Origin of the sequence: Sediminibacterium soli (genome assembly GCF_009939225.1) — a bacterium.
Classification (GTDB): domain Bacteria; phylum Bacteroidota; class Bacteroidia; order Chitinophagales; family Chitinophagaceae; genus Sediminibacterium; species Sediminibacterium soli.
On record NZ_JAACJR010000008.1, the window covers coordinates 1144271 to 1170445 of the forward strand.

Below are 26175 nucleotides of genomic sequence, written 5' to 3' on the forward strand. Positions count from 1 at the left end.
CTATTTATCCGCAAAACGCAGCAATACGGCGGTATCGTTGTTACGCGCAAGTACCCAGGCCGCCTTTTTGCCAATCTTTATGGGACGTATTTTTCTTACCTGTCCTTTTACCGAAACCCCGTTGATCGTTTGCACGGCAAAACCGGCTTTGCCTTTGTTCACGAGCAGGGTTCCGTAATCTGCATCATACCTTCCCATCTGGATATTGTTGCCGTAGTAATTACCGCCGAGCAAAATATCAGTCAGGCCGTCTCCATTGGCATCGATCGTTGCCGCATCGCGGAAAGAACTGAGCTGCGCTTCCCAGGGAAGAGCCTGTACGGTAAAAGAAAGATTGCCGTTATTGATGAGTATGGCATTGGAAAAATAATCGGCGCTGTACTGCTGCGCTTTACCAAGCTGGTCTCTGCTTAAGATATCCGTAAGACCGGCTTTTGCAAAATCTTCGGCATAGAGGTATTTTTTCTTCAGTACGGGCATTTGTTTTTCGAGTTCTGCTTTGTTGGCAAAGGGCAGTTCTTTTCCGTTAAGGTAGTAAGTAAGCACCTGCTCTTTTTTTCCGTTACCGTCAAAATCGTCGTAATACAGGCGAACAGGCTGTTGCGCCGATGCTTTCAGCCTGCTGTTCAGCCCCAGGTTTCCTGCAACAAGATCCAGGTCGCCGTCGTTATCAATATCCACCGGCAACAGAAAATTCCACCAGCCTTTTTTATCCGTAAGCACCTGTCTGCTGAATGTGCCGCGGGTATTGATGAAGGCATCAATGCCACCCCATTCCCTGCACAGCAGCAGGTCGGGGTCTCCGTCTTTGTCGATATCCGTCCAGACCGAACCCGTTACCATGCCCGCATCTTTGATCGCTGGCGCATACAAAGCCGTTACATCCCTGAATTTTCCCGAACCATCGTTCTGCAACAGGCGGGATACCGGTGCCTGACCGTAGGCAAAAGGCACGGCCCTGCTGCCTATGAACAGGTCAACATATCCGTCTCCGTTAAAATCGGTGGCGCTGATACACGAGGCTGTCATAAAAATATCGTCAAAGGCATGCGCCAGTTTTACCAGGTTGCCTTTGCCATCATTCAGGTAGGCGCGTGGCTGCAGGTACTCTTCCCTACCGTAGTATTCGTTACCGCCGCTGGCCACCAGCAGATCGGGATAACCGTCTTTGTTGATATCTGCCCAGCAGGCATCCACATCTTCATACACACTGTCTTTCTCCAGCGCCGGCTGCCGCAGACTGGTGAACTTCCCCGAAGCCTGCTGTAACCAAACGCCTCGCCGGGTTTCTTTGGCGCCGCCGATAAAAACATCTTCCAGGCCGTCTTTATTAATGTCTCCCACCGCCAGCGCCGGTCCTTCGGTAGAAACCATATGCGGCAGCAGGGGCTCACGGTTAAATTCGTTGAACTCATTTTCGGTATGCCTGAACAGGAGCCCCGTCTGCGCGGCAATGTCTTCCATCCGGCGCGTGTTATTGGGTCTGAAAGAAACGATCCGGTTAAAATCGAAAAGCGGAAGACCTTTCCTGTAGGTAAAAGTGTATGCCGACTGTCCGGGCTTAAACCGGATAACCTCGTAGGTATTGTCGGGCCATACAAGAAACGAAGAATCGATCCTGGTTTGGTCAAGGCCAATATGCAGTGATGTTTCCATGCTCGAAAGAAAACCCCTGACCGGTGTTTTCTCGTAGCTGCGTATACTGTCTGCCGTAAAAAGCAGCACTTTTGCACCCGTGGCGTTGATGTTCTTTGCATCGCCCTTCAGCCTGATCTCGGCGTATGCCTTGCTGCGGTCATCATTGCTTTTGTTTGCGTAAACCAGTACCGGCTCATCAATATTGTTTACCACGATATCCAGATCTCCGTCGTTATCGAGATCGGCATATACGGCGCCGTTGGAATAAGTGGGTATATCGCCGGCGATATGCGCTCCCATATCGGTAAAGACCATATTGCCGCTGTTTCGGTAAAATTTGTTGGGGATCTTGATCTGGGGAAATTTATCGATCAATGCCATATCCGTCTGCGCAAGACTGTTGGAGCGGATCTTGCTCTGTATCTCTCCATCCGAAACAAAATTGATGTAGTCGATATCGTTCATCCGCTTGGGTATGCCATTCGATATAAAAAGATCTTTACGGCCATCGTTATCGAAATCCATCCATAGACTTGCCCAGCTCCAGTCTGTTGCCGCCATACCCGAATACAACCCGGTTTCACTGAACATACCGTTGCGCCTGTTCAGCTGCAGGTTGTTGCGGGTATACTGGTAATGGTACCCGTAACTGATCTTCATGTTGAAGATATCATAGGCATCTTCTCCCTCCGATCTTTTCAGGATATAAGGGTCTGAAGGCAGCATATCCATCGAAGTGATATCGGGAAAGCCGTCGTTGTTCACATCCGCAATATCCACACCCATCGAAAACTGGCTGGTATGCATCAGCCTTTCTGTGCTCTCATCGCGGAATGTTCCGTTGCGCCGGTTGATATAGAGGTAATCGTTCTCGTGAAAATCATTGCCCACATAAATATCGGGATAGCCGTCAAGGTTGATATCCGCCACCACCACGCCCAGTCCGTAGCTGATAGCGGAGCTGTTGATGGCAGATGCTTTGGTAACATCGGTAAAATGCGCCCCATCGTTGCGATACAGCCTGTCGCCCGACAGCTCATTGTAGGTGCCGAGGAAATGACTTCTCTCTGCAAAAGACCCGTTCTGGTGCACGGAATGATTCAGCAGGAACATATCCAGATCACCGTCCCTGTCGTAATCCAGAAAAGCGGCCTGGGTACTGAACCCTGCAAAATCGATCCCGTAGGCCTGCGATCTTTCCTCGTATTGCGGAACACCGTTTTTATTGATACCGGTGCACAGCAGCAGCAGGTTATGTCCTTTTAATGTCTCATATTTTCCCACACGGCATATATACAGGTCCAGCAACCCATCGTTGTTGATGTCCACCACCGATACGCCGGTAGACCAGGACCCGTCCTGCACCACCCGCGCTTCGGCGGTAACGTCTCTGAAATGCAGCGACCCAGTATTGAGGTACAATTTGTTTTCGCCCTGGTTGGATGCGAAGAAAAGATCTACCAGACCGTCGTTGTTAAAATCGCCTGCACCCACGCCGCTTCCGTTATAGAAATACATGTACTTGAACATGTTGAAATCCTGCGTGGGTGTCAGTTTGTTGTTGAAGGCAATACCGGTGCGGTCTTCTTTCAGCACCTCGAACAATACGGGCCCGCCGGGCGTTTGTTTGCATGATGAAAGCGTCACCAGTGCCCATCCGCCTAACAGGATCCATACAACCGATTTTATTCCCGTACAGTTCCGCATACTATTTCCCCTTTCCATTCTTTTGAAGTTCCATCAAAACCGGCAGCTGGTTGTTCTGCAGGAACAGCAGGTACCGTTTGCCGGGTGTATTGATCAGCCCGATATCTTTCAGTTCGGCGCGGAGCTCGAGACCGGAAGCATTGGGTTCCATGGCCGTAAACCCGGCTTTGCCATCGTTCAGCAAAACGGCACCATAGCCCGCATCCAGCCGTCCGAGCTGCGGCATAAAAGTGAATTTGTTTCCGCCAAGGACAAGATCGGTTCGGCCATCGTTGTTCACGTCCATACACCGGATGGCATTTACAGACGATAACTGCTGTATCAGCGGAAGTTTCTGCACGGTGAACTGTCCGTTCCGGTTATTGAGCGCCACACAGGAGGCAGAATAGGTAAAATCCTTTACCGAAGCTTTTTTCAGTTGTTCCTCCGTAAACAGTTCCTGCACCGGCTTGGTTGCAAACGTTTCGTGACGCAGGTTTTTCTTTTTTAAAGCGGGCACCTGTTCTTCCAGATCGCGTTTCAGGAATACAGGCATATCTTTCCCGTCAATGGCTCTGGTAAGTATTTTGTCGTTGATATTATTCTGGTCAAAATCGGATACCCATATCTTCACCGGGTTCTGCGCATCTGGCCGCAGGTAAAAATTTTCCCCAATATTACCCAGCACAAGATCTTCGTCTCCGTCTCCGTCCAGGTCGGCCGCCTGCAGTGTCTGCCACCAGCCATGCATGCTCGACAGATTGGTTTTTACCTCTGCAAATTTGCCGCCGCTGTAGGCAAATGCACGCACACCCATCCACTGCCCCGCGATCACCAGTTCTTTTTCCCTGTCGCCCTGTATGTCTACCCAGGCCGCGCCTGTTACCATACCGATCTTTGCGATATCGGGGTTGCGTTCGGCGGCGATATCCGTAAAATGTCCTTTGCCGTCGTTTACATACAGGTAGCTGGAAGGGGTAACGCCGTATTCGCCGGGCACGCTTCTGCCGCCTACAAAAAGATCCAGATCGCCATCGCGGTCAAAATCGCTGGCAACGGCTACGCCGATGTTTACGCTGTTTGCCGGGAAGGCATTGTCGGCAACACGGAAGTTTCCTTTGCCATCGTTCAGCAGCAGGCGGTGTGCGAATATCCTGTCGCCAAAGGAAGCGTTGTTACCTCCGGCTCCTACAAACAGGTCAAGGTCTTTGTCGCCATCCGCATCAAAAAACAATACCGCCACATCTTCAAAATCCACGAACCGGTCAAATACGGGCTGCACTTTTTTTACAAAGGCGTTGCCTGCTGTCTGCAGGTATAATTGTCCCGGATGTTTAACGGTTCCGCCGATAAACACATCATCGAGCCCGTCGCCGTTCACATCGCCCACCGCGCAGCGTGGCCCCTCGCGCGAAAGCATTTCCGGTATGTTCCGCTCGGTATAAAAATCTATATAATCGTCTTCGGTATGTTTTTCAAAATTGCTTTTTACCGGCATCAGCAGGGGCTGCGCCGTGAAGGGTGCGGGCTCGCCGATCTTTTTTGCCTGCGCCGGCTGCTGCAGCACATGCAGCGTGTCAATGGCCGGATGATCGTATGTTGAATAGGTTCTGTTGGGCCAGATCACCACCAGCGAATCGATCTTTGTCTGTGCACCCAGACCGATCACGGTCTTATAATCCATTGAAGACTGAAAGCCCCTGCTTGGCATCAGCTCGCGGCTAAGCACCTCTTTACCGGTATACACTTTGATGCTGCTGCCTATGGCAAATGTATTGCCGGGCAATCCCTTCAGTGAAACGGACACATAATGCTGCGGGGTTGTTTCGCGGCTGTTGTTGCGGTAGATGAATGCCGGCTGGTTTACATTGTTCACGACCATATCGAGATCTCCGTCGTTATCGAGATCACCATAGGCGGCTCCGTTGGAGAACGAGGGTTGGGTGAATCCCCAGTTTTTGCCTTCGTCCGTAAAATGCAGGTTGCCGGTATTGCGGAACGCCTTGTTAAGCAGCGGAACGGAGGGCATTTTATTGATAACGCTGTCCACCTCACGCATTTTACCCGAGAGCGCGGTCTTCTGTACGATGTCGTTGGCAAAAAAATCGATAAAATCCTGGTTGGTCAGATCGTGTGTAATGCCGTTGCAGATATAGAGATCCGTTAATCCATCGTTATCGGCATCGAACATCAGTCCGCCCCAGCTCCAGTCTGAAGCCGCAACACCGCTGAAATAGGCGGCATCCATGAATTTGCCATGCCGGTTATTGATCTGTAAGGTATTCTGCTGGTACTGGTGGTAAAAGCCGGTGTTTTCTTTCAGTTTGTATACATCGATGTTATCGAATGCGGATGTTGTTTTCAGCCGGTAATCGTCATCGGCCAGCATATCGGTGGTGAATATATCCGGATAGCCGTCGTTGTTCACATCGGCGATATCGGCGCCCATAGAGGCCAGGCTGGTATGCTGCATCCAGTTCTCCAGCTCATCTTTGAATGTGCCGTTCCTCTGGTTGATGTAGAGGTAATCGCGTTCAAAAAAATCGTTCGATACGTATACATCGGGATAATTGTCACCGTTCACATCGCCTACGGTAACACCCAGACCAAAGCTGATCAGGCTGCCATGTATACCCGCCTCGCTGCTTACCTCCTTGAACCTGCCGTTGTCATTGCGGTACAAATGATCACCGCCGCCGCGCAGGTAAGGCGCGATGGGCCATTGCGCTGCCGGCAGGTCGCGCTTGTTTGCATAGTTAAGCGTGTTGACCGGTATGGGACTGTTGTTAACGATAAAACAGTCCAGGTCCCCGTCCATATCATAATCGAAAAAAGAGGCCTGGGTAGAATAACCGCTGTCTGCCAGACCATATTCTTTCGCAGATTCCGTAAAGGTAAGATCGTGGTTATTGATGTAAAGCTCGTTCTCCCTGCTGACACCATCGTTGATATGCGCCGAATTGCAGACATAGATATCCAGCCAGCCATCGTTGTTGATGTCTACCATTACCACACCCGTACTCCATTTTTCCTTGGGGGTAAACCCTGCTTTCGCCGAGATGTCTTCAAATTTCCAGTTACCCTTGTTAAGAAACAGTTTGTTACTGCCCATGTTGGCAGTGAAGAACACATCGGCCAGTCCGTCGTTGTTGATATCGCCGATGCCCGCACCGCCGCCGTTGTAAAAATTCCGGAAGGAAAAAATGTTCTGGTCCCGCGTGTTCTGCACTGTGTTGGTGAAAGATATCCCCGTATGCTCCATGAGCTCGAACAAACCGGCCGCTTTTTTTTGTTTACAGGAAAAAAGCAGGAGGAGCACAGGGATAAAAAACTTACCGTAAGATTTCATATCTATAAAAAACAAAAGGTCATTAAAATTAATGACCTTTTGCGTCTGTATACGAATGTTATGAATTAATAACCGGGATTCTGCTTCAGGTTAGGGTTAACCGCCAGCGCCGCACTTGGTATAGGGTACAGCAGGTATTTGGCAGCTGATGCAGCAGGCTTCAGCGTTCTTGCGTTCAGGAAGGTGCCGAAGCGGATCATATCCTGTCTTCTCCAGCCATCCCAGTAAAACTCTCTCTGCCTTTCATCAAGCAGGTCGCCTGCTGTGAGCGCGAGCAATGGCGTAGCGCCGCGCTTTAAACGAAGCTGGTTAACACCGATCAGCGCAGAAGCCGCGTTGTTCGACCGGAGCTGTGCTTCAGCCTTCATCAACAGTACGTCTGCGTAGCGGAAGAACACATAGTCGTTATCGCAGGAACCGTCGTTAGAGGTGGTGTAGTCGATGGGATAACGCAGCACGCGGATACCGGTCATCTCGAGGTTATTACCCGACTCCTGGTTGGCAACGGTAGCCGTAAATGCCAGCGGAGCGCCTTTCCTGTCCTGTAACGGAGCATCTGTTTTCCAGTCGTACTGCTGACCCACCAGGAAACCGGCGTTAACGCGGTTACCGGGGTTAGGCAGGTTAGCGGCAGGACTTAAATCTTTGTAATTGGTACCCCTTCTTTCGTCGGTAGCTTCAAATTTATTATACACTTCCGCCAGTGTGGAGAAGCCGTTCCAGCCGCTCTTGTTCTGGTTGTAATGCAGGGTTTTGTACCAGGAAGAACGGATGTTACCGCCTTTTGAACCACCGATACTGAGGTTGGTAAAGATGTTCTCGTTGGAATTGGTGGTGTTGCTTGGCGCGTAGTTGTCAAACACGCTGTTTGCCAGCGAGTAGCCTGTTATCTGGTCGGCAAGCGCGATCACTTTTGTCATATCGCCCGCGTCAAAAGCAGGTGCGGCACGGTTGATAAATGCGCCTTTGTTCAGGTAGCATTTCATCAGCAGTACGCGGCAGGCGTCTTTGTTGGCCTGGTAAGCTTTACCGCCCGCTGAAGGACCTGCCGGCAGGTCGTTCTGGATGGCTGTGAGCTCGGAGATGATGAAGTTCGCCGCGTCGGCACCGCTCAATACCTTGGGTGCGTTCAGCAGGTTCTCACCCGGATCGCGGTAAGGTACCTGGCCATAGAGGTCGAGTACGGTAAACATGGCAAATGCACGGATATACCTGGCTTCAGCCGCCTGTTGCGCCGACGGTTTGAAGGTCAGCACGTTGGTGGTATTGAACACGATGCTCAGCAGCGAGTTGAAAGAACTGCCCACCTGCGCGTGGTCGGCATTCCAGTTATGCGTGTGGATTACCCTCCATACACCGTTATCGTCCCAGTCGCCACCGCGTGTGGGCACCAGTGATTCATCAGAGCTGTTCTCCTCCAGAGAGGTAGGGCCATCCTGGTTACCAAATGTCTGCAGACCGTCGTAGCAGGCCTGCAGCAGTACCGACACATCTGTTTTGGCCAGCAGGATCGCCTGGGCCTGATCGGCGGTAAGAGAGGAATTCAACTTCTCATCAAGCTTGGTACAGGCGGCAAGACCCAGTCCCAGCGTGAGCGTCAGCGCGACCGTGGAAGTTTTTATATGTTTCATAAACGTTATTTTAAGTATTGTAGTTATATACGGTTAAAATGTCTTTTGTGTTGCTTACAGTCCAAAGTTTAAACCAAACAGGAAGGATTTGGAGGAAGGGTAAGGGATGTACTCGATACCCAGTGAAGGAACACCGCCGATGTTTTTGTCGGTATTCACCTCAGGATCAAATCCGGAATATTTGGTGATCACGAAAAGGTTTTGTGCTGTAAAGAACACATTCACATTTTTGATGTTCTTGCCCATGTTACCTACGCGGTAGCTGAGTGAAAGGTTTGCCAGTTTCAGGTAATCGCCTTTTTCAAGATACCTTGAAGAGGTGGTGATCGGGTTGGCCAGGCTTTCTTTTACCGGACCACCGATCAGCGAGGCAGCAATATTCCTGGTTCCGAGGTTACCGATAGGCACGATCGCGTTCAGCGTGTTGTTATAGATCATATGACCCATAGCACCGTTGAGGTTGGCAACCAGTGTCCATTTCTTCCAGGTAACATCAGAGCTGATACCCAGCAGTGTTTTGGGGTTGGGGTTACCGATATAATACAGGGTATTGCCATTATCGCCGTACACACTGTTACCGGAAGCATCCAGACCGTCAAATCTTTTCAGGTAGAATGCGTTCAGGGGCTGGCCGGAAGCCAAACGCTGGATGCTGGCACCCGAAAGACCCTGGCCGCTGATGGAACCGGTCAGCACGGCCGGACCTTTGTAGTTCTGCATTTCGTTCTTCATGAAAGCGGCGTTAACAGACGCGTTCCATGTTACGGAGGTGTTTCTAACCAGCGCCGCGCCGAGGGTAACTTCAATACCCTTGTTGATTACGTTACCGGGCAGGTTGATCCAGTATTTGGTAGCCGGAGCAGGCTGTATCGCGTCAAAGTTGAACAGGATATCCGTGGTGTTCTTGTTGAAGTAATCAACCGTACCGAACACCCTTCCGCCAAACAGTTCGAAATCGATACCGATATCGTATTGCTTGGTTGACTCCCATTTCAGATCGGGGTTGGCTACGTTGGCCAGTGCAATGGAACCCTGTCTGAAAGTATACTGCGCCTGTGCGGAACCCGCAGGGAAGGCCTGGTTACCCGTGATACCCCATGAAGCCCTCAGCTTCAGGTTGGAGAAAGTGTTGTTGCCTTTCAGGAAATCTTCGTTGCTGATGTTCCAGGCAGCGGCAACAGAGGGGAAATAGCCGTATTTATTGTTGGAACCGAACTTACTGGAACCATCGGCCCTGAATGTACCGGTTACGAGGTATTTATCGCGGTAGTTGAAAATGGCCCTGGCAAAATAAGACTGCAGGGAAGAAGAAGGATCTTCAAAACCGAATACCTGGCGGCTTGTCTGGCTTGAGTTCTGCAGGATGCTGGTATAGGATACCTGGTCCGAAGTAAAGTCAAGCGCGGTGATGCCGTTGCCTTTGAAAGAGAATTTCTGGTATTCGTAACCCGCCAGACCGGTAAAGCTGAGGCCGGAGCTAATCTGCTTGCTGTAGTTCAGCGTATGCTGCAGTACCATGGCAGTGAGCTCGTTGTTCAGATAACCTGCAAAGCCCCTGTTCTCGATACCGGTGAGCGTGATATAAGCAGCTTCAGTGGCCCTTCTCACACCTACCTGGTGGTTAAGGCTGAAATTGAATTTATATTCCAGGTCGTCGGTGAGTTTGTACCCCACACCCACTGTACCGAATAAATTGGTCACATCGGCCTTATCATTATATCCCTGCTGCATGGCAAGCGGGTTTACCGTAGTGGAACCGGGAATGATGTTCAGGGAACCGTCTGCCTTACGCAGCGCCTGGGTGGGGTTCCACTGCAATGCCATACCTATGATATTGGAAGTAAAACCGGCATCGTTACTGATCGGTCCGATATTTTCGGTGTTGTGTGCGGCAAGCACGTTGAAGTCAACTGACAGTTTCCTGCTCTCCAGGAATTTGTACTGTCCGTTCATATTAAAGGTGTATTTCTTCAGACCTGTTCTTTTCAGGATACCTTCCTGGTTCATATAACCGAAAGACATACGGTATTTACCATTCTCCGAACCGCCGCTCATACCGAGGTTCACGTTGTGCGTGATGGCTGTCTGGAAAATCTGGTCCGTAGCGTCAACACTTGTTCCCAGATCACCGCCGGTAAGACCATAGCTTTTCAGCGCAGCACGGTACTGATCGCCCGAAAGCACATTGTATTTCTTGCGGATCTTGCTGAAACCAAGAGAATAGTTCAGATCGATCCTCGGAGCACCTGCCTGTCCTCTTTTGGTGGTGATCATGATCACACCGTTCGCGCCGCGTGAGCCGTAGATCGCTGTACCGGAGGCATCTTTCAGCACATCCATCGAAGCGATGTCATTGGGGTTATAGAAATACAGCGGGTTCACATCAGGTGTGCTGCCCAGACCGGCAACGTTCAGACCCGGACGTGCATTTCTTCCGTCCAGCGGAATACCGTCGATCACAAACAGCGGAGAGTTACCCGAACGAACGGAGTTGTTACCCCTGATACGAACGGTGGTGGCGCCACCGGGCGCACCGCTGTTGTTGATCACCTGCAGACCCGCAACCTTACCCTGGATCAACTGATCGGGGGCTGTGATCACACCGGTATTGAAGTCCTTGGCTTTTACAGAAGTCACCGCACCTGTAAGATCGCGCTTACGCGTGGTGCCGTAACCGATCACCACCACTTCCCCCAGCTGTTCGTTGGTGGCAGTAAGCGCAACATTGGCGGTGGTGCTGTTCTGTACATTCATCTCCTGTGTGCCAAAGCCCACGGAAGAAAACACAAGTGTGGTGGTTGCCGACGGAACCGACAGACGGAAAGAACCATCCGCACCTGTCTGCGTACCCGTTTTGGAACCTTTTGCCACAACGGATACACCTACCAGGGGGGAACCATCCTTCACGTCAGTTACTTTACCTGTGATCGTTTTGTTCTGCGCCTGCGAAAGAAGGGCGAATACGCAGGCGAATAAACCCACAAGCGTGGGCCTGACAAGCAACTTTAAATACATAAATGGCAGTTTATTGGTTATTAAGCGTGTACAAAGTACACATTTTATCGCGAAAAAAAATTTTTGTTAAATCTTTTTGGGATTTTTTTTACCTAAAACCTGCAATCGTTTCCTCAAAGACTTCCCCGACCTGAAAAACGATGCATCTTTTCGCAGAATTTTCTGCAATAGACGGCCCGTTTTCAGTTCCTAAATATATGCGGACAAGCGGGTTTAAAAGTTAGGGAAATCTGCTATCTGTTTTCGCAAACGTTTGCGAAAACCTTTGTTGTGGAAATTTTTGTGGCCACCGGCGGCCCTGCCTGGTCAAAATTGGCCGCTTGCATAGCGGTATACCAGTTCCGACACAGCAGCCAGGGTTTCGACGGCCGCCTTCTCGTCTTCCAGGTTCTTTGACAGCAGCACCAGCACGTATTTTCTTCCGTCGGGCAGCAATACAATGCCCGAATCGTGCTGCACACCGGTGATGGATCCGGTTTTGTGCGCCACACGCACTTCTTTGGGAAGTTTTGCCGGGATGATCTCGTTGAACTGCTGGTCAAGCAGGATACCGATCATTTCATCACAGGCTTTTGCATCGATGATCTCCGCCCTGGCCATTTTATCGTAAATGGTCATCAGGTCTAGGGCGGTGGTGGTATTGTTCCATCCTTTCCGGTAGGCTTTGCTGTCTTCCACGCCACGCAGCACCTGTGTTTTTTCCGCTCCCAGCTGCCGCATGGTTTGGGTTACCTGCCTGGCATCTGCCAGTTCTATCAGCAGATTGGTGGCGAGGTTGCTGCTTTTAATGATCATCTGGTAAAGCAGGTCGCCGATGGTTTTCTTTGTGCCGATCTGCGTATACAGTTCCTGCTGGCCGTCGTCTGCGGCGTTAAGGCTGTAGCCGCTGCTGTCAACGATACTGCTGAATGAATTCCTGACCACCACACTGTCTGTCAGCCGTATCTTTTTCAGCCCGTCAAGCCTGAACAGCTCGATCATTACCGGAGTTTTCATCGTACTGGCGGCATGAAATGATTCCTGCTCGTTGATCAGGATGGTTTCGCCTGTCTGGCTGTTCCGGAAAGCCATGGCAAAAACGCCCCGCTGACCCGCGAATAATCGTTTGATCTCTGCCGATACCGATACGGCAGAGGATTGCCCCCTACCTGATGTGACCATACCAACCATGAGCAGAATTATTAACCGGTAACGCATATTGCCGCTTCCATTACTGCTACAAAATACGGCCAGGGCCGGTAAAAACAAGCGGGATGATACCCCGAACGGGAATTAAGACCCTACAGCCGGGTAGACAGGGCGGATTGGGTGGATGCATACCGGGCACAGGATTCCGCCGGCGTACAAGCATTGGTTTCTTTTCTGTCGCTGTGCCGGATGACAGGGTATCCGGCCGGTACTTCAGGCGCGCGAACGGGTGTATTGTTTGTCGATATTGCCCATATCCGGATAGCGCTCCTGGTAATTCCTGAGGTAGTTCTTCAGCAGCGTCTGGTTGCGTTTATACTCGTACATACGCGCCTTGTCGTTCAGGTTCCGGTTGGTGTTGATACCGAATAAACGGTAAAAAGGACACCGACCGCGAAAACAGGTCAATACAAGAATGTATGCAAAAATGAAGAACCCGATGGCCACCGGTCCTACGATCAGTTTGGTGAATACGATGATGGAAATAACAATTGCGACAAGCATCCTGATGATCTTATCCACAAAGCTCATGTTGCTTCTCATAAATATCAGATTTTAAGCGTACTGCAAATTACCGGTAAAGGTCCTACTATCCTTTTTCCGAAGCATTACAGAAAAATCAAAAATAGTTACATGATTCTCACTTTTGATTTTCTTCCTATATGACACGACCCTATCAGCCGCCGCTGCTTGTGCTTAAAAAATAGGGCGATGAAAGTTCATCGCCCTGAAATCAATATCCTTGTGTTCCGGTTAACAAATCGTCAATTCCCAACAGGTCCTCAGGCAAAGTACCTTCTCAGCACCCATGCGGTTGTTTCATGTTCTTCCATCAGTCCGGTGAGGAAATCTGCCGTGCCGGCATCCTTGTATTTTTCGCTGCAGTCGTCAACATAACCGCGCAGCGACTGTATCTGCATTTCGTGATCGCCGAGCAGTTCTTTGAGCATGTCTTTGGCGGAGGGATATTTACCCGGCGCTTCTTTCAGACTGGCTTCTTTCAGAAATTCTTCCATCGTGCCGATGGTTTTTGACCCGAGCTTATTGATGCGCTCGGCCACCGCATCGATCGATGCCGCGAGCTGGTCGTATTGTTTTTCGAAGAGTTTGTGCAGCTCCATAAAACTTTCCCCTGCTATATTCCAGTGAAATTTCCTGGTTTTGACGTACAGAACCATTTCATCTGCCAGTACCGCGGTAAGGGTGGCGGCGATGGCGGACAGGTTTTTCTCGGATATGCCGATATTCGGTTTCATATGCCGTGTTTTAAAGGTGACGGATACAATACCTGTTTAAAATTTCATACCAGGCCTGAGCGCTGTACGCCATGGCATACTTTTTGAATTCTTCGGTTATAATCCGTACACATGAAGAAAATCTTTACCTCCGTCTGTCTTACTGCCGCCTTCTTTTTCAGCGGCTGCAGCTCGTTAAAGAATATCGGCGACTATCTCTCCGAAGCCGATGCCGTCAATGCCATCCGGGAAGCACTGATTATCGGCAGTAATTTTGGCGTTAACTCGCTGGGACAGCATGGTTCTTTCAGCAGGGATGTACTGCTGAATGCCGTACTGCCGCAGGAGGCACAGAAACTTGTTCAGACACTCGACCGCCTGGGTCTTGCCGCAGAACTGAACCGGTTTACCAACACGCTTGACAATGCTGCCGTGCAGGCAGTGACCCGTTCGGGTCCCATTTTTGTCGACGGTATCCGCAGGATGTCGATCAGGGATGCGATCAATATCGTCAAGAATGGCGGAACGGCCGCCACAGATTACCTGCGCAGAACGGTCGGTGATACGCTGCGCGGTACGGTTCGTCCCGTTATGCGCACAGCACTCGATGAATACGGTGTACAGCAGTCATGGGATAAGCTGGTGGCGCCTGCAAAAATCCTGCTGGGCAACAGGCTTGGCATGAACCTGGACCTGGACAATGTAATGGCCGTGATCGTAACCAATGCCATGTTCAGCAAAATAGAACAACAGGAAATCGAGATCCGCACCAACGCCCAGGCAAGAACCAGCGCCAGTCTGAGAAGGGTATTCGGAAGGGACTGGAACCTGGTAAGAAATTAGCGCGGCCAATGGCCGTTTGGGTTGCCGGTCGGAAACATACGATCCGGCATTGATCAAAAAAGAGAATTGCCGGGCAATTCTCTTTTTTGATCTTACTGACTTGTTTTACAATCTGTGCCCGGCGGAAATCCGCATCCGGCAATTGACCTGCCTAGTCGGCCACATCTGATTCCGAAGTGGTGGTTTTGGTAACGGTGCCGTCACCGCGCCTGTAAACGGTTGTCTTGCTCTGGGCGCGACGGCTGCTGCCACCGCTGAATAACAACAGGATGATCAGCAATAATACCACACCGGCTACCCAAAGCCAGTTGCGGCTGAACCAACTGCCTACATCGTTACCGTTGATCTCCACTTTTGCATCCTGTGCCCAGGAGATCACCTGGAAAAATACCACCACGAAAATGGTAAGAAAGGTCTTTACTGCAAATCGATGCGTTATCTGTTTCATGGTATGATTTTAAAAATGAACAAATTCGTTTCCCATCAGGTTAAAAAACCATGCCTATCCTTTTTTCCCCATTTTTCCGATCAGGAAAACGATCAGTCCGATAATGGCCGCCACCAGCAGGATGCCTGTCCATACCCCGGCCTTAAAAATATCGCCGATCAAACGGCAGCCCGACAGAAAAAAGAACATCAGCGACAATATGCCCGCGGATAACCATTTTATTTTCATATACCTTATTTGTTATGATTACTGTACCTGCAAAATTCCGCTATATCATGCAGGCGGTCATTACAATCTCTTTGGACGATCTTGTATGATTCCCACCCCATTGATGGCATAACTTTATTAACCTCTCTGCAGAGCTATGCGCAAAACAGCGATCATACTGACGGTACTGTTGTTACTGGCCACAGCGGCTTACCTGTTTTTGCGTTATTACCTGCTGCGTGCACCCGATTACCGGCCCGATCTGTCCAAAGCCAGGTCTGCACTGGATCTCAGGCCTGTATTGATTGCCAAATTGCAGCAGATCGTAAAAGACGGTTCCGGGGGATTGTACCGCCTGTCTGTGGACAGTCTCGAACCCCATCTGTCTGATGAAACCCTTGTGCTGGTGAATGTGAAGATCCGGGCAGACAGTTCCGTGCTGAACGCGCTTGATTCGATGCGGCAGGCGCCGGATGATGTGTACGCGATTGCCTGCCGGAAGATTACCCTCGAGGGTCTCGGTATTGCCGACCTGGTGAACACCAGACATATCAACCTGCAATGCATCCGTATCAGTTACCCGGAATGGACGGTTTACCGGAAACTGCGGTCTTATCATACCGCAGTAAAACCGTCGCCGGATACAATGGGTCTTTACCGGCGCATGGCAAAACACTTCGTGCATGCGGCTGTTGATTCGATATTGGTGGACCACGGGATTTTTGTTGGCCGAAATCTATCGCAACCCGACAGGGACACCCGGTTTGATCACATATCCGTATCGCTGAAAAATATCCTGATCGATTCACTGGCGGCAGCTGATCAGAACCGGTTCCTGTTTTCGGAGAAAGCGGCTATCTCCTGTGGCCGGATGCAGAAAAGAACGGCAGACAGCCTCTACCTGTTTACCATCGACTCATTCCTGCTGGATACCAAAGCCCGCAAGCTCACTGCCCTGGGACTTTCCCTGCTGCCAAGAGGCAGCAGGGCTTTTTTTCGTAAAAACCGCCGGTACCGCGGCAACCGCTTCGAAATCAGGGCTCCCAGGCTTGTGTTGTCGAATATGCACTGGCGGCAGCTGCTCGATAACGGCGTGCTGCAATGCGCTGTGATGGATGTGTACGGCGGATACCTGAACGATTTTGTGGATGGATCGCTGCCGGCCAGACCGCGTATCCATACTGATAATTTTCCTTACCAGGCTTTGCGAAAACTGTTTCTTCCGCTGAATATACCGAGGGTGAATATCCGGGGGTTCCGTGTTGCCTACAGCGAATACTATGCACCCAGCGACCGCAGCGGCACCCTGTATTTTGACGGCATCAACGGCCGCATCGACAACCTGATCAGTACACCCGGTGCCGCAGCACGCGGCAGGTGGTGTGCGCTGGATGCGCGCACCAGGTTCATGCACAGCATACCGGGCAGGATACGCATGCGTTTTGACATGAACCGGTACCGATCGGGTGTGTACGAAGTGGATATCCGGACAGGCGGTTTTGACGGAACACTGCTGAACCCCTTAACCGAGAACCTGGGTTTGTTCACCATTAAGCAGGGTATGGCAGACAGCTGCCGCATTGCCATCCGCGGCGATAACGATCGTACCACCGCAACAGTGAACATGCAGTACCACGATCTGCACATCACCGCCCTGAAGAAAAAAGACGGGGAAGATGCGTTGAAGAAAAAACGATTCACCAATTTCTTTATGAACCTGTTCGTCATCAAAAACAGCAACCCCGGCAAAAACGAACCGGTACGGGAACCGGTGTTTACGCTTGACAGGGATAACCGTATGAGCTTCTTCAATTTTTCCTGGCGGGTAATGCGGCATGGTATAATGTCTACGGTTGGCATACCCGAAAGACTTATACCGAAATAGCGGGTGTCATCAATTGTGCCAGCTGCTGTTCTTCCAGGATGGTGCGGACCGGCCGGCCGTCAGTTAATTCCCATTTTACCAGCCTGATAAAGGTTTCTTCGATCTCGATACCGGTAATGTCTCCATCACTATAACAGCAGCAACCCGAATTAAAATAGGTAGGAAGTATTTTATCGTACAGGTTGCCTGCCACCGGCAGCTCCACTTTCCGTTTGCGGATCTCTTCCCCCAGGGATCTGATCTTGTCCTCATCGCCCAGCGCCCTGGCGGTATCGAGCTGCCTGACAAGATTTTCCAGCAAGGTAAGCGACCGGAAAACGGGCTGGTGGGTGTGGCCTGTTACCAGCAATAAATTCCGCTGCCGGGCACTCCACTCGTACATCAGCGTGTTATGCCAGGTTTTTAACTGGCTGTTATACGCGGGTGTGTTCGGATTGATGCGCAGGTAGGCCTGCAGCGGGCCCCATACCCGGGCCACAAAGAATTTGCTGAACCAGTTGCCATCGCTCTGGCGGTCTCCCTGGTGACCATGGGTAAGCAATATGCGCAGGTTTTGTTCACCGATGACGGTTTCAATAACGGCGCCCTCGTAAATCTTTATTTCCTGTTCGTAGAGGTTTTTAAGCTGCAGCGATGCAAACGGGTCCTGGTCCCAGAACAGATCGTGGTTGCCGAATATTTTGGTGAACCCGCCTTTTGCAGCAAACCTCTTTTCGAGTTCAAAACAGGCGGGGTAAGCTGCTTTTACCTGTGTAAGCGTGTTCTCCCATAGCTCTTCGCAATCGCCGAGACCGATGTAATGGTATTGCTGTTCCAGGTAATAGGCCAGTGCCGCGGTATAGGCGGGCTCACAAACCATAAAATCGTCTGCGCCATTGCCCCCGCCTTTGTGGTGATCGGAGAAGACGATGAATTTTGTATGCCCCGGTATATGCGGCAGCACCATCCCCTTGGCTGGTTTTTCCGAACGTATACTGCGATACAGCAGATCGAGGGAAGAGAACACAGTGTCCCTGTCGGGACGCGAGGAATACCTGTTGGCGATCTGTATGATCGGCCCGGTCAGTATCTTCTGCAGCAGTTTTCTCATCATGCTTCCATGCAATTTGAACCGATGTTAAAACCGGTTTTCCTTTTTAACAAAAGAATAATCGTTTTTCTTCCAACCCGTGGTCCGTGTTTATCGGTTATTTCAAGGGTTGAATGCGCAATTTCCTTACCTGAATGGTATGGTTAAATTACGTTAACGTTGTTAATGATCAATTAACAGCCGCAAGTGTATATCTGCTTTCGCTGCATGCGGTAAGGTTCTAAGTTAGCGGTATCAAATCATTAAAATCACAACCATGAAAACGCTAACATTTATTGTGTGCCTGCTGACAGCCTCACTGGGCGCCTCCGCCAACGAAGTAAACGAACAGGTGCTGAAAGCTTTTGCAGCTTCTTTTCCCGAAGCCAAAAATGTGGCCTGGGAAGAACTGAAAGAGGGCTACAAAGTATTTTTTGTAAAGAACGAGGTAAGCTACCGCCTGCGTTACGATGAGGAAGGCAATGTGGTGCTGGCATTGAAATATTACCGCGAAGACAACCTGCCTCCGCTGATCGCAAACAAAGTGAAAAAATCCTACAGGGATTATAAAATTCACAGCGTAGTGGAAGAGTCTTCCGAGACTTCGCTGATGTACCATATCATCCTTGAAAACGACAAAAAGATCATCAACCTGAAATCCGACCCGGTTGGTTCTCTCGAGGTGGAATCTAAATACAATAAAAGTTAGCCCCTGTACCCATAGCACAGATGACTGCCGCGATGCCCTGCAAAGCGGCAGTTTTTTATTTGGCTCAGTACCCTTTCCGGTAGGTTCGCCCCTCCTGCAGGAATGCCGAAGTGGTGCCCCTGCCGGTACGGAAACGGGTAGCCAGTGTTCGTTTGCTTTCGATACCGGGCAGGTAACAGTCAAAATGCAGGTGGGGGCCGCGGGTATAGCCGGTATTGCCACTTATGGCGATCAGCTGGCCTTTTACCACGGAATCGCCGATCATAACCCGGGCGCCATTGTATTGCAGGTGACTGTAATCCGCGATGGTGCCGTCTGAATGGTACACCAGTACATAGTTGGCCATCGATTTACAGGCGTCGCTCCAACAGTTTCCGTTGAAGCGCTGCACCACGGCGATCACGCGGCCGCTCCGGGCGGCGCGCACTTCGGTGCCTTCCCGCATATTGAAATCGAGGGAGTTCTCTCCCTGGTGCGAAAAACTGCCGCGGTAGCCCTGTTCAACCCGGTACTGCCTGCCCCTGGCAAAAGGAAGATCGTACAGGTAATTACGGTCGTAGCCGGTTTGCCGTACATCGCCGAACACGGCCATATAATTGTATGCATACCGGGTTCTCTTCCTGTTGGCTCGGCCAAGCGTAACCAGCCGGAACCTGTTTGTGCTGGCCGGCACCAGGTAGGTTTTATCCGGCGCCTCATCCATCGCATTGAGGTTATCAAGTGAAAGCGTAAGGTATACGGAGATCATGCACACTTCCATATTATCGGCATACAATACGGTGTTGTCGCCCTCCTTCTCCGCAAAAATGCGAAGGTTGCTTTGCGGGAAAGCGCCGATGCCAACCGATAATAGAAATGTCAGTATAAAGATTCTTGTTCCCAACACCTGCCTGGAATTCTTACAAAATGAAAGCGTAGCATAAGCGCTACGCTTTCTTGTCTTAAACCTGTCTTATATAAACTCAAAAACGTTTCTTACTGGTTAGGAAGACGTCCTGCCTTTTTATCTTTTGCACGGCCGATCACATAACCGGTACCTGCACCCACCACGCCACCGATAATGGCGCCTTTGGCATTTTTACCGATCAGACCACCGGCGATGGCACCGGCACCTGCGCCGATCAATGCGCCCTTGGTTCTGGAACTCATACCCCTGCGCTGTTCAACAGCGGTACCGGAACCGGAGCTGACAGGATTGGCGCTGCTGCCCACGGGCGGGTTAACATACACCACTCGCGGACTTGCCGCCCTTCTTCTGGCAGCTTCGTCTTCTTTTTCCTGTTTTTCTGCCTTAACCCGAGCCTGCTCTTCAGCTACGGCTTTCTGTTTCAAAGCAGTGGTGTCAACGGATGCAACACCTGCCTGCTTGCCTCCGCATGCTGCGAGGATCGCCGCAGTACTGAGGGCTACTATTACTCGTTTCATTAGTTTGTTGTTTAGTTTCGATAATTTCTTTGCCTGTACTGGTTAAAAAAGCATGCCAAAACCGTCCGCTCACTGTTTTTTGTTCCTGAAAAATTCCCCATTCCACATTTTTTTACATGATTCCTGCTTCCGGCCGCTCAAAAATCCACAATTTGTTAAAGAATACATAAGGAACCCGGGCATTTTGGCCGCTTTCATCACAGCTGAGACACCGCATACCCGCAACCGCACAGGTTGCTGTATTGCACCCATGTGCAGGGCTGCAGGTGTAAGCCGGGTCCGGGATCTTTACAGCACCGGTTTGTCCATCCGGGTTTTCCGGTAGTTGCGGTAGGTATTATGTCCGATGGATTTCTCCTGGTGACCATGTCGTTTAACGAGAAAAAAAACAAGGGCAAATGCCGGAATAAGGTAAACGGCCACACCCCAAAAATTTGGTTCCATATACCATGGTGTTTCCGGGGAAAGCGAAAAAACTGTGCCAGCGCGGGGGCCTTATTTCCTGCTTTTTACGATATCGGCCAGCAGCTCGGGCTCATTGGTTGTGATCAGGTCAAACCCGTTATCCAGCAGCCAGTTCATATCTGCCGCTTCGTTAACCGTCCAGGCATTGAGCACGATGCCCAGTTTGCGGGCTTCGGTGATCCAGTCGGGGTTTTTCCTGAAAACGGAAAAATGGTAATCGGCGCCTTTGATGCCGTCTGCCTTCAGTTCCGCAGGTGTTTTATTACCATCGAGGAACTGGGTGATGACTTTGGGATTGAGCTCGAGTAATTTTTTGAGGATATCATAATCGAAGCTGATATACACAACCCGCCCGGTTGCCTTCAGCTCCGTAACCAGCCTGTACACCCTTTCGGCGATGAGCTTTGCCCGCTCCTTGCTGATGGTGGATGGTTTTATTTCGCATACCAGCGTGGTGCCGGGATTGTTCTGCAGACCTGCCAGCAGGTACGCCCTGAGCGTAGGAAATTTCTCGCCGTTGGAAAGGGTAAACGCAGTAAGTTCTTTGTACGTGGTTTTCTCGATCGGCAGTTTATGGAACTCGGGATCGTGGTTGATCACCAGTGAATCGTCTGCCGTCATGCGCACATCAAATTCCGAACCCCTGCAACCCAGCCGGATCGCTTCCTGCAGCGATGCCAGGGAATTTTCGGGAAATGCGTTTTTCTTGAATGCGCCCCTGTGCGCCACCACCGGGTTGAATCCTGAAGACATGCTGCCGGTATTGTTTTTTGCCGTTGAGCAGGAAATAAAAAGTATAATAACCAGTGAATACAGGATTTTTTTCATGCAGGAAAGATAGAATTATTTCCTCTTCAACACTGCTGAAAAAGCTTCTGCAGCCGGTCCCTTATCAATCCATCAGGGCAAGTACCTGCCATATATCGCGTCCCTGAAACGTTTGTGCAGTTTCACCCGGTCAAACGGCATCAGCTGCGTGAACAATACGGCGGTAAGTTCATTTTGCGGATCAACCCAGAATACGGTGCTGGCCGCGCCGTCCCAGAAGAATTCGCCCACCGCGCCATTGTTCTCTTCCGCGCTGGCGGGCGGCTGTGTGCGCACGGCAAAATCGATCCCGAAACCAACACGCCCTTTGCTGGGCAGCCACATGCGCCGGGAAATGGTATCCGACAAATGGCTTGTTGCCATCAGTTTTACCGTTTCGGGTTTGAGAACGGATACACGGCCCAGACTGCCATGGTTGACCAGCATCTGCGCAAATTTCATGTAATCGTCCAGGGTAGAAGTAAGTCCGTAGCCACCGGGTTTCAGCGGCCAGTCTTTTGTGTTGAAGGTATTGGCCTGTGCATCCGGGGCGCGTGTGAGGGTTCCGTCATCGCTGCGGTTGTATAAGGCCGCAAAATATTTCCGGTTATCGTCCGGCACCAGATAGCGCGTATGGTTCATCTGCAAGGGATCCAGCACGGCTTCTCTTACATACCTGTCGAACGGTTTGCCCGACAGCACTTCCACCAGGCGGGCCTGTACATCCACCGAATTGCCATAGGCCCACTGGTCTCCGGGGTGAAACTGCAGGGGAAGCGAGGCCAGTTTCCTTGACATTTCGGCCAGTGTATTGCCGGTATTCATTGCATCCGTTCTGCGCACCAGTTCGGCCAGAGCAGGCACATCGGGACCTGCAAAGCCCGCGGTATGACGCGTGATATCCCTGATGGTGATGGGTCGTTTTGCCGGTTCGAGCATCAATTGCCCGTTGGCATCAACAGCTTTGAGCACCTGCATATGTGCATATTCGGGAAGGTATTTTGAGAGCGGGTCATCAAGCTGAAACAGGCCCTTATCATACAGGCTCATCAACGCAACACCCGTTACCGGTTTGGTCATGGAAAAAATACGTACAACCGTATTGCGGTCCATCGGCATTTTTGCTTCTCGATCGGCATAACCGAAGGCGCCGAAATAAACTTCTTTGCCTTTTTCGAAAACCAGCGCGGAAACGCCCGCTATCTTACCGGAATCGATAAAATTTTTCAACGTGGCATCGATGCGCTGCTTCACATTGCTCGTAACAATATTAGCCGGCGTTGTTTTGTCAGCAGGCGATAGTAACTGAAAAGCGCTGGCAAGCAACACCAGCGGCACCAGGACAAGGATCGTTTTTTTCATGGCTTGGGTTTGTACGGCTGTCTGAAATATACAGCTTTTACGGCAGCCCTGCTACCTGTTTCCGGCAAAGAAATCCGGATCCCTGTTTTCGATAACCCGCCAGCTGCCCTCGCCGATCTCGGCCTCCAAAGCATCTTTGTCCCAGCCGCAATAGCCGATGCAGACACGGATATCACCGGTCCCGATAAGTCCTTTATTGAGCAGCGCGATCGCCTTGCTGAAGTTGCCTCCCCACCAGGTATTGCCCGCCACCTGTCTGCCTCCCGGAACCAGTTCGGGCCTGTTATGCAGGAAGAACAGGTGTTCCCTGTCTACAGGACCTCCGTCGTAAAGGGTAACGGGTTGGCTGCCTGCAAACTCCGCAAGTTCATTCAGCTTCCTGGGGAAGATACGGTTGGTGATAAACCCCACGCAACCGGTTTCGTCCGACTGGTGGATATATACCACCGCCTGTGCAAAAAAATCCTGGTCGAGCAGGGAACTGGCCTGCAAAAATATACCTGGGGTTACCTGCATAGCTTACCGGTTGGTGGCTATGCAAAGATACATGAGTGCGGGATTGCAGGGTTCTTAATACTGTTTTCGGGATAGTCCGGGGCAAGAACCACAGGTACGGAACATGCGTTGCACCGGCCTTTATTTCAATAGGGCCGCTGCGCACCAGAGTACGGGTGCCTGTCCGTGCTGGTCGCCTATATTCCGTTTCCTGTCTAAATAGTACTGTCTGTCGTTTTTCTTATTGGTTCCTTCGCAAACCTCGTGGGTGTCGGCATTACCGTCTATTTGTGATACCAGCGCCAGCCAGCCCTTGCGTGCGGCAGTACCATAGCGTTTTTTATCTAACCATCCCTCTTTCACGCCGGTTATCAGGGCAAAAGTGAACATGCCTGTTGCCGAGGTCTCGGGCCATGATGCCGCATCATCGATCAGCTGGCGCCACATGCCGTTCGCCGCCTGGTAGGTAAGCAGGGAGGCCATCATCAGCAAATATCCTTTCATGATGCGTGGCCTGTCGGGATCATCGCCGGGCAGCGAACGCAGCAGCTCGCTCATGCCTACGGCCATCCAGCCATCGCCTCTTCCCCAATAGAACGGTACATCGGGTGCGTGGTAAAACAATCCGTTGGGCTTTTGCAGAGAATCCAGGTATACCACCATTTCCTTTGCCGCCCGCCTGATGTATTTTTTATCGCCGGTGGCCCGGTATGCCTGCGCCTGCACCGCGGTTATCATAAACATATCATCTATCCACATCCGGGTCTGCCAGGTCAAGCCCCTGGCATAAAAATCGTGCGACTCCGGTTTTACCCGCGGCCCTTCGGGCGGCCCCCATTGTTTGTCGGCAATGCTTTTCCCGAGATCGAGGTACCGCTGTTCCCTGGTTTGTGTATATAACTCCAGGGGCACCGAACCGAATACCGAATAGTCCACATGATCGGGAACGGGTATCATCGTTTTCTTCTCTCCGAAAAATCCTTCAAAACGATTCTTCAGCGAATCGAGCAATGCCCTGTCTTTTGTAACCCCCGCAAATTTCAGCGCACCGTACCAGGTGCATGTTTCGGGGTAAGTGATCACTTTTGGCGGGGTTGGCCTGCCAAAGTTGGTATGCGGCGTAGCCACAAAATGGTAGGCCACGCGTTTACCGATCTCCTCCGGCGAAGCGCCTTTGGGCCATTTACCGAACTGCGCGGCCAATGTAGTTACATACATCCATCCGCAAACGATACACAGGTACTTTTTCATGGTAACCGATTGATTGGTTTTGCCGCTAAAAATCTTTAATGCGCATCTATCGAGCCCGATTTCATATCGGTTTGTTTTGGCGGGAACCAGGTGCTCATATTCCCCTTCACCTGCAGCCTGATAACCGTTGCAATGGCATTTGCCGGTTTCGGCGGCAGCTGCAACGCAAGACCCTGTGCCTGCTGCTCAAATGCCAGCGGCCGCCCGCCCTCGAGCAATACGGCGGTGCTTACCGCATTCGAAAGACCGGGTACAAGCAACCGGCCATCAACTGGCCAGTCGAACACGGACAGATAGATGGTGGTACCATCGGCCTGGTCTTTTCTGGTTGCCCTGCCCCAGGTGAGTGGCGGTAAGGGACTTGCTTTTGTTGCGTAAATCGCTTCGCCGTTTTTCTTCATCCAGCTGCCCACCTCCTTTAATCGTTCTATGCTTGCTTCAGGAAAAGTTCCGTCGGCTTTGGGGCCTATATTCAGCAGGTAATTGCCTCCCTTGGATGCGATATCGATCAGGTTGCGGACCAGTGTTTCCGTGGATTTCCATTTGGTATCCGATGTTCTGAAGCCCCAGGTGCCGTTCATGGTCATACAGGTTTCCCAGTCCTGACCGTCGAGTTCTTCCACCTTCGGTATTTTTTGTTCAGGTGTTTTTGTGTCGCCGGGAAAATTCGGTCGCTTTAATCTATCGTTGGTAATGATATTGGGCTGCAGTTTGAGCAATGTCTGCAGTTTCTTTGCTGCTTCATCGGTCATATTGGTAGGTGTATCCCACCACAATACGGAAATATCGCCGTAGTTGGAGAGTATCTCTTTCACCTGCGGAACAGCCACCTGGTCTATGTACTGGCTGAAGCTGCTGGTTTCCTGTGCCGGATCCCAGTGGCCGTTGTGTTCCTTTGTATAGGCATCGATCTTTGCCGAATCGGGATTAAGCCAGCCTTCCGATGCCGCTTTGCGTGAAGCCGCGCCGCCCGGGTTGTTCCAGTCCTGCGCATGCGAATAGTAAAACCCCAGCCTGATGCCGTATTTCTTACAGGCAGCCGCCAGCGGTGCCAAAAGATCTTTTCCGTAAGCTGTTGCATCCACCACATTCCACTTGCTGGCCGCGGATTTAAACAATGCAAAACCATCGTGGTGTTTGGAAGTGATGACAATGTATTTCATGCCGGCATCTTTTGCCATTCGCACCCATGCGTCGGGGTCGTAGCTCCGGGGATTGAATTCCTTTGCTTTTGCCTGGTATTCCGCCACGGGTATTTTAGAACGGTTCATGATCCATTCGGCGCCGCCACGCAACTGTTCGTGACCGTTGTATACACCGGCCCACTGGGCATACACACCCCAGTGAATAAACATACCGAAACGCGCTTCGCGCCACCATTTCATTCTTTCGTCTTTGGAAAGCTCCTGTGCGCAGAGCGACTGGATAACCAGTAATGAGCACAAACAGACAAGGCATTTTTTCATA

The 26175-nt window shown here is 51.0% G+C and carries 21 protein-coding genes; 3 read left to right on the forward strand and 18 right to left on the reverse strand.

Translation table 11 applies throughout. The features are described from left to right. The 7 genes from GWC94_RS12075 to GWC94_RS12105 all read right to left on the reverse strand — a co-directional run bounded on the left by GWC94_RS12075 (position 1) and on the right by GWC94_RS12105 (position 13763). A complete protein-coding gene (locus GWC94_RS12075; protein WP_235918519.1) occupies positions 1–3363 on the reverse strand; it encodes a VCBS repeat-containing protein in 3363 nt (1120 codons plus the stop codon). After that, positions 3347–6598, reverse strand: coding sequence for a VCBS repeat-containing protein (locus GWC94_RS12080; protein WP_235918520.1), 3252 nt, complete (start codon positions 6596–6598; stop codon positions 3347–3349). The genes GWC94_RS12075 and GWC94_RS12080 overlap by 17 nt, the downstream gene beginning before the upstream one ends. Positions 6599–6738: 140 nt before the next feature. Further along, positions 6739–8304 (reverse strand): RagB/SusD family nutrient uptake outer membrane protein, encoded by a 1566-nt coding sequence (locus tag GWC94_RS12085; RefSeq protein WP_161835276.1) that lies wholly within the window; start codon positions 8302–8304, stop codon positions 6739–6741. Positions 8305–8358: 54 nt separating this feature from the next. Continuing rightward, positions 8359–11319, reverse strand: a complete 2961-nt coding sequence (locus GWC94_RS12090) for a SusC/RagA family TonB-linked outer membrane protein (RefSeq protein WP_161835277.1) — start codon at positions 11317–11319, stop codon at positions 8359–8361. A 306-nt stretch (positions 11320–11625) separates the two neighbouring features. Further along, positions 11626–12480 carry a serine hydrolase gene (locus GWC94_RS12095; protein WP_235918521.1) on the reverse strand — a complete coding sequence of 285 codons (855 nt, stop codon included), beginning with the start codon at positions 12478–12480 and terminating at the stop codon, positions 11626–11628. A 240-nt stretch (positions 12481–12720) separates the two neighbouring features. Continuing rightward, a complete protein-coding gene (locus GWC94_RS12100; RefSeq protein ID WP_161835279.1) occupies positions 12721–13050 on the reverse strand; it encodes a YgaP family membrane protein in 330 nt (109 codons plus the stop codon). Between the two features lie 239 nt (positions 13051–13289). Continuing rightward, entirely contained in the window at positions 13290–13763 is a 474-nt protein-coding gene (locus GWC94_RS12105) for a Dps family protein (RefSeq protein WP_161835280.1), read from the reverse strand. Between the two features lie 111 nt (positions 13764–13874). On the opposite strand from GWC94_RS12105, the gene GWC94_RS12110 reads away from it, so the two are divergent. Next, positions 13875–14585, forward strand: a complete 711-nt coding sequence (locus GWC94_RS12110) for a DUF4197 domain-containing protein (RefSeq protein WP_161835281.1) — start codon at positions 13875–13877, stop codon at positions 14583–14585. A gap of 151 nt (positions 14586–14736) precedes the next feature. On the opposite strand, the gene GWC94_RS12115 is transcribed toward GWC94_RS12110, so the two are convergent. Next, the gene (locus tag GWC94_RS12115; RefSeq protein WP_161835282.1) at positions 14737–15033 is read right to left on the reverse strand and encodes a hypothetical protein; all 297 of its coding nucleotides are present in this window, start codon (positions 15031–15033) and stop codon (positions 14737–14739) included. Between the two features lie 54 nt (positions 15034–15087). Beyond that, entirely contained in the window at positions 15088–15261 is a 174-nt protein-coding gene (locus tag GWC94_RS12120; protein WP_161835283.1) for a phosphatidate cytidylyltransferase, read from the reverse strand. A 136-nt stretch (positions 15262–15397) separates the two neighbouring features. Between GWC94_RS12120 and GWC94_RS12125 the strand changes: the two genes are divergently transcribed. Then, entirely contained in the window at positions 15398–17125 is a 1728-nt protein-coding gene (locus GWC94_RS12125; RefSeq protein WP_161835284.1) for a hypothetical protein, read from the forward strand. Here the strand turns inward: GWC94_RS12125 and GWC94_RS12130 are convergent. Continuing rightward, positions 17112–18218 carry a metallophosphoesterase gene (locus GWC94_RS12130; protein ID WP_235918522.1) on the reverse strand — a complete coding sequence of 369 codons (1107 nt, stop codon included), beginning with the start codon at positions 18216–18218 and terminating at the stop codon, positions 17112–17114. The genes GWC94_RS12125 and GWC94_RS12130 overlap by 14 nt on opposite strands. A gap of 253 nt (positions 18219–18471) precedes the next feature. On the opposite strand from GWC94_RS12130, the gene GWC94_RS12135 reads away from it, so the two are divergent. Beyond that, positions 18472–18903 (forward strand): PepSY-like domain-containing protein, encoded by a 432-nt coding sequence (locus GWC94_RS12135; RefSeq protein ID WP_161835285.1) that lies wholly within the window; start codon positions 18472–18474, stop codon positions 18901–18903. A 64-nt stretch (positions 18904–18967) separates the two neighbouring features. On the opposite strand, the gene GWC94_RS12140 is transcribed toward GWC94_RS12135, so the two are convergent. The 8 genes from GWC94_RS12140 to GWC94_RS12175 all read right to left on the reverse strand — a co-directional run bounded on the left by GWC94_RS12140 (position 18968) and on the right by GWC94_RS12175 (position 26174). Continuing rightward, positions 18968–19789: a M23 family metallopeptidase gene (locus GWC94_RS12140; protein ID WP_161835286.1), complete on the reverse strand. Its 822-nt coding sequence runs from the start codon at positions 19787–19789 to the stop codon at positions 18968–18970. Between the two features lie 89 nt (positions 19790–19878). Further along, a complete protein-coding gene (locus GWC94_RS12145; RefSeq protein WP_161835287.1) occupies positions 19879–20328 on the reverse strand; it encodes a glycine zipper domain-containing protein in 450 nt (149 codons plus the stop codon). Between the two features lie 288 nt (positions 20329–20616). Continuing rightward, positions 20617–20772, reverse strand: a complete 156-nt coding sequence (locus tag GWC94_RS12150) for a hypothetical protein (RefSeq protein WP_161835288.1) — start codon at positions 20770–20772, stop codon at positions 20617–20619. Positions 20773–20823: 51 nt separating this feature from the next. Beyond that, positions 20824–21621: a glycerophosphodiester phosphodiesterase gene (locus GWC94_RS12155; protein ID WP_161835289.1), complete on the reverse strand. Its 798-nt coding sequence runs from the start codon at positions 21619–21621 to the stop codon at positions 20824–20826. 72 nt (positions 21622–21693) lie between these two features. Then, positions 21694–22962 (reverse strand): serine hydrolase domain-containing protein, encoded by a 1269-nt coding sequence (locus tag GWC94_RS12160; protein WP_161835290.1) that lies wholly within the window; start codon positions 22960–22962, stop codon positions 21694–21696. Positions 22963–23013: 51 nt separating this feature from the next. Continuing rightward, the gene (locus GWC94_RS12165) at positions 23014–23478 is read right to left on the reverse strand and encodes a YqgE/AlgH family protein (protein WP_161835291.1); all 465 of its coding nucleotides are present in this window, start codon (positions 23476–23478) and stop codon (positions 23014–23016) included. 120 nt (positions 23479–23598) lie between these two features. Beyond that, positions 23599–24708, reverse strand: coding sequence for a glycoside hydrolase family 88/105 protein (locus tag GWC94_RS12170; RefSeq protein ID WP_161835292.1), 1110 nt, complete (start codon positions 24706–24708; stop codon positions 23599–23601). A 35-nt stretch (positions 24709–24743) separates the two neighbouring features. Further along, entirely contained in the window at positions 24744–26174 is a 1431-nt protein-coding gene (locus GWC94_RS12175; RefSeq protein WP_161835293.1) for an alpha-L-fucosidase, read from the reverse strand. Position 26175: the final 1 nt, after the last annotated feature.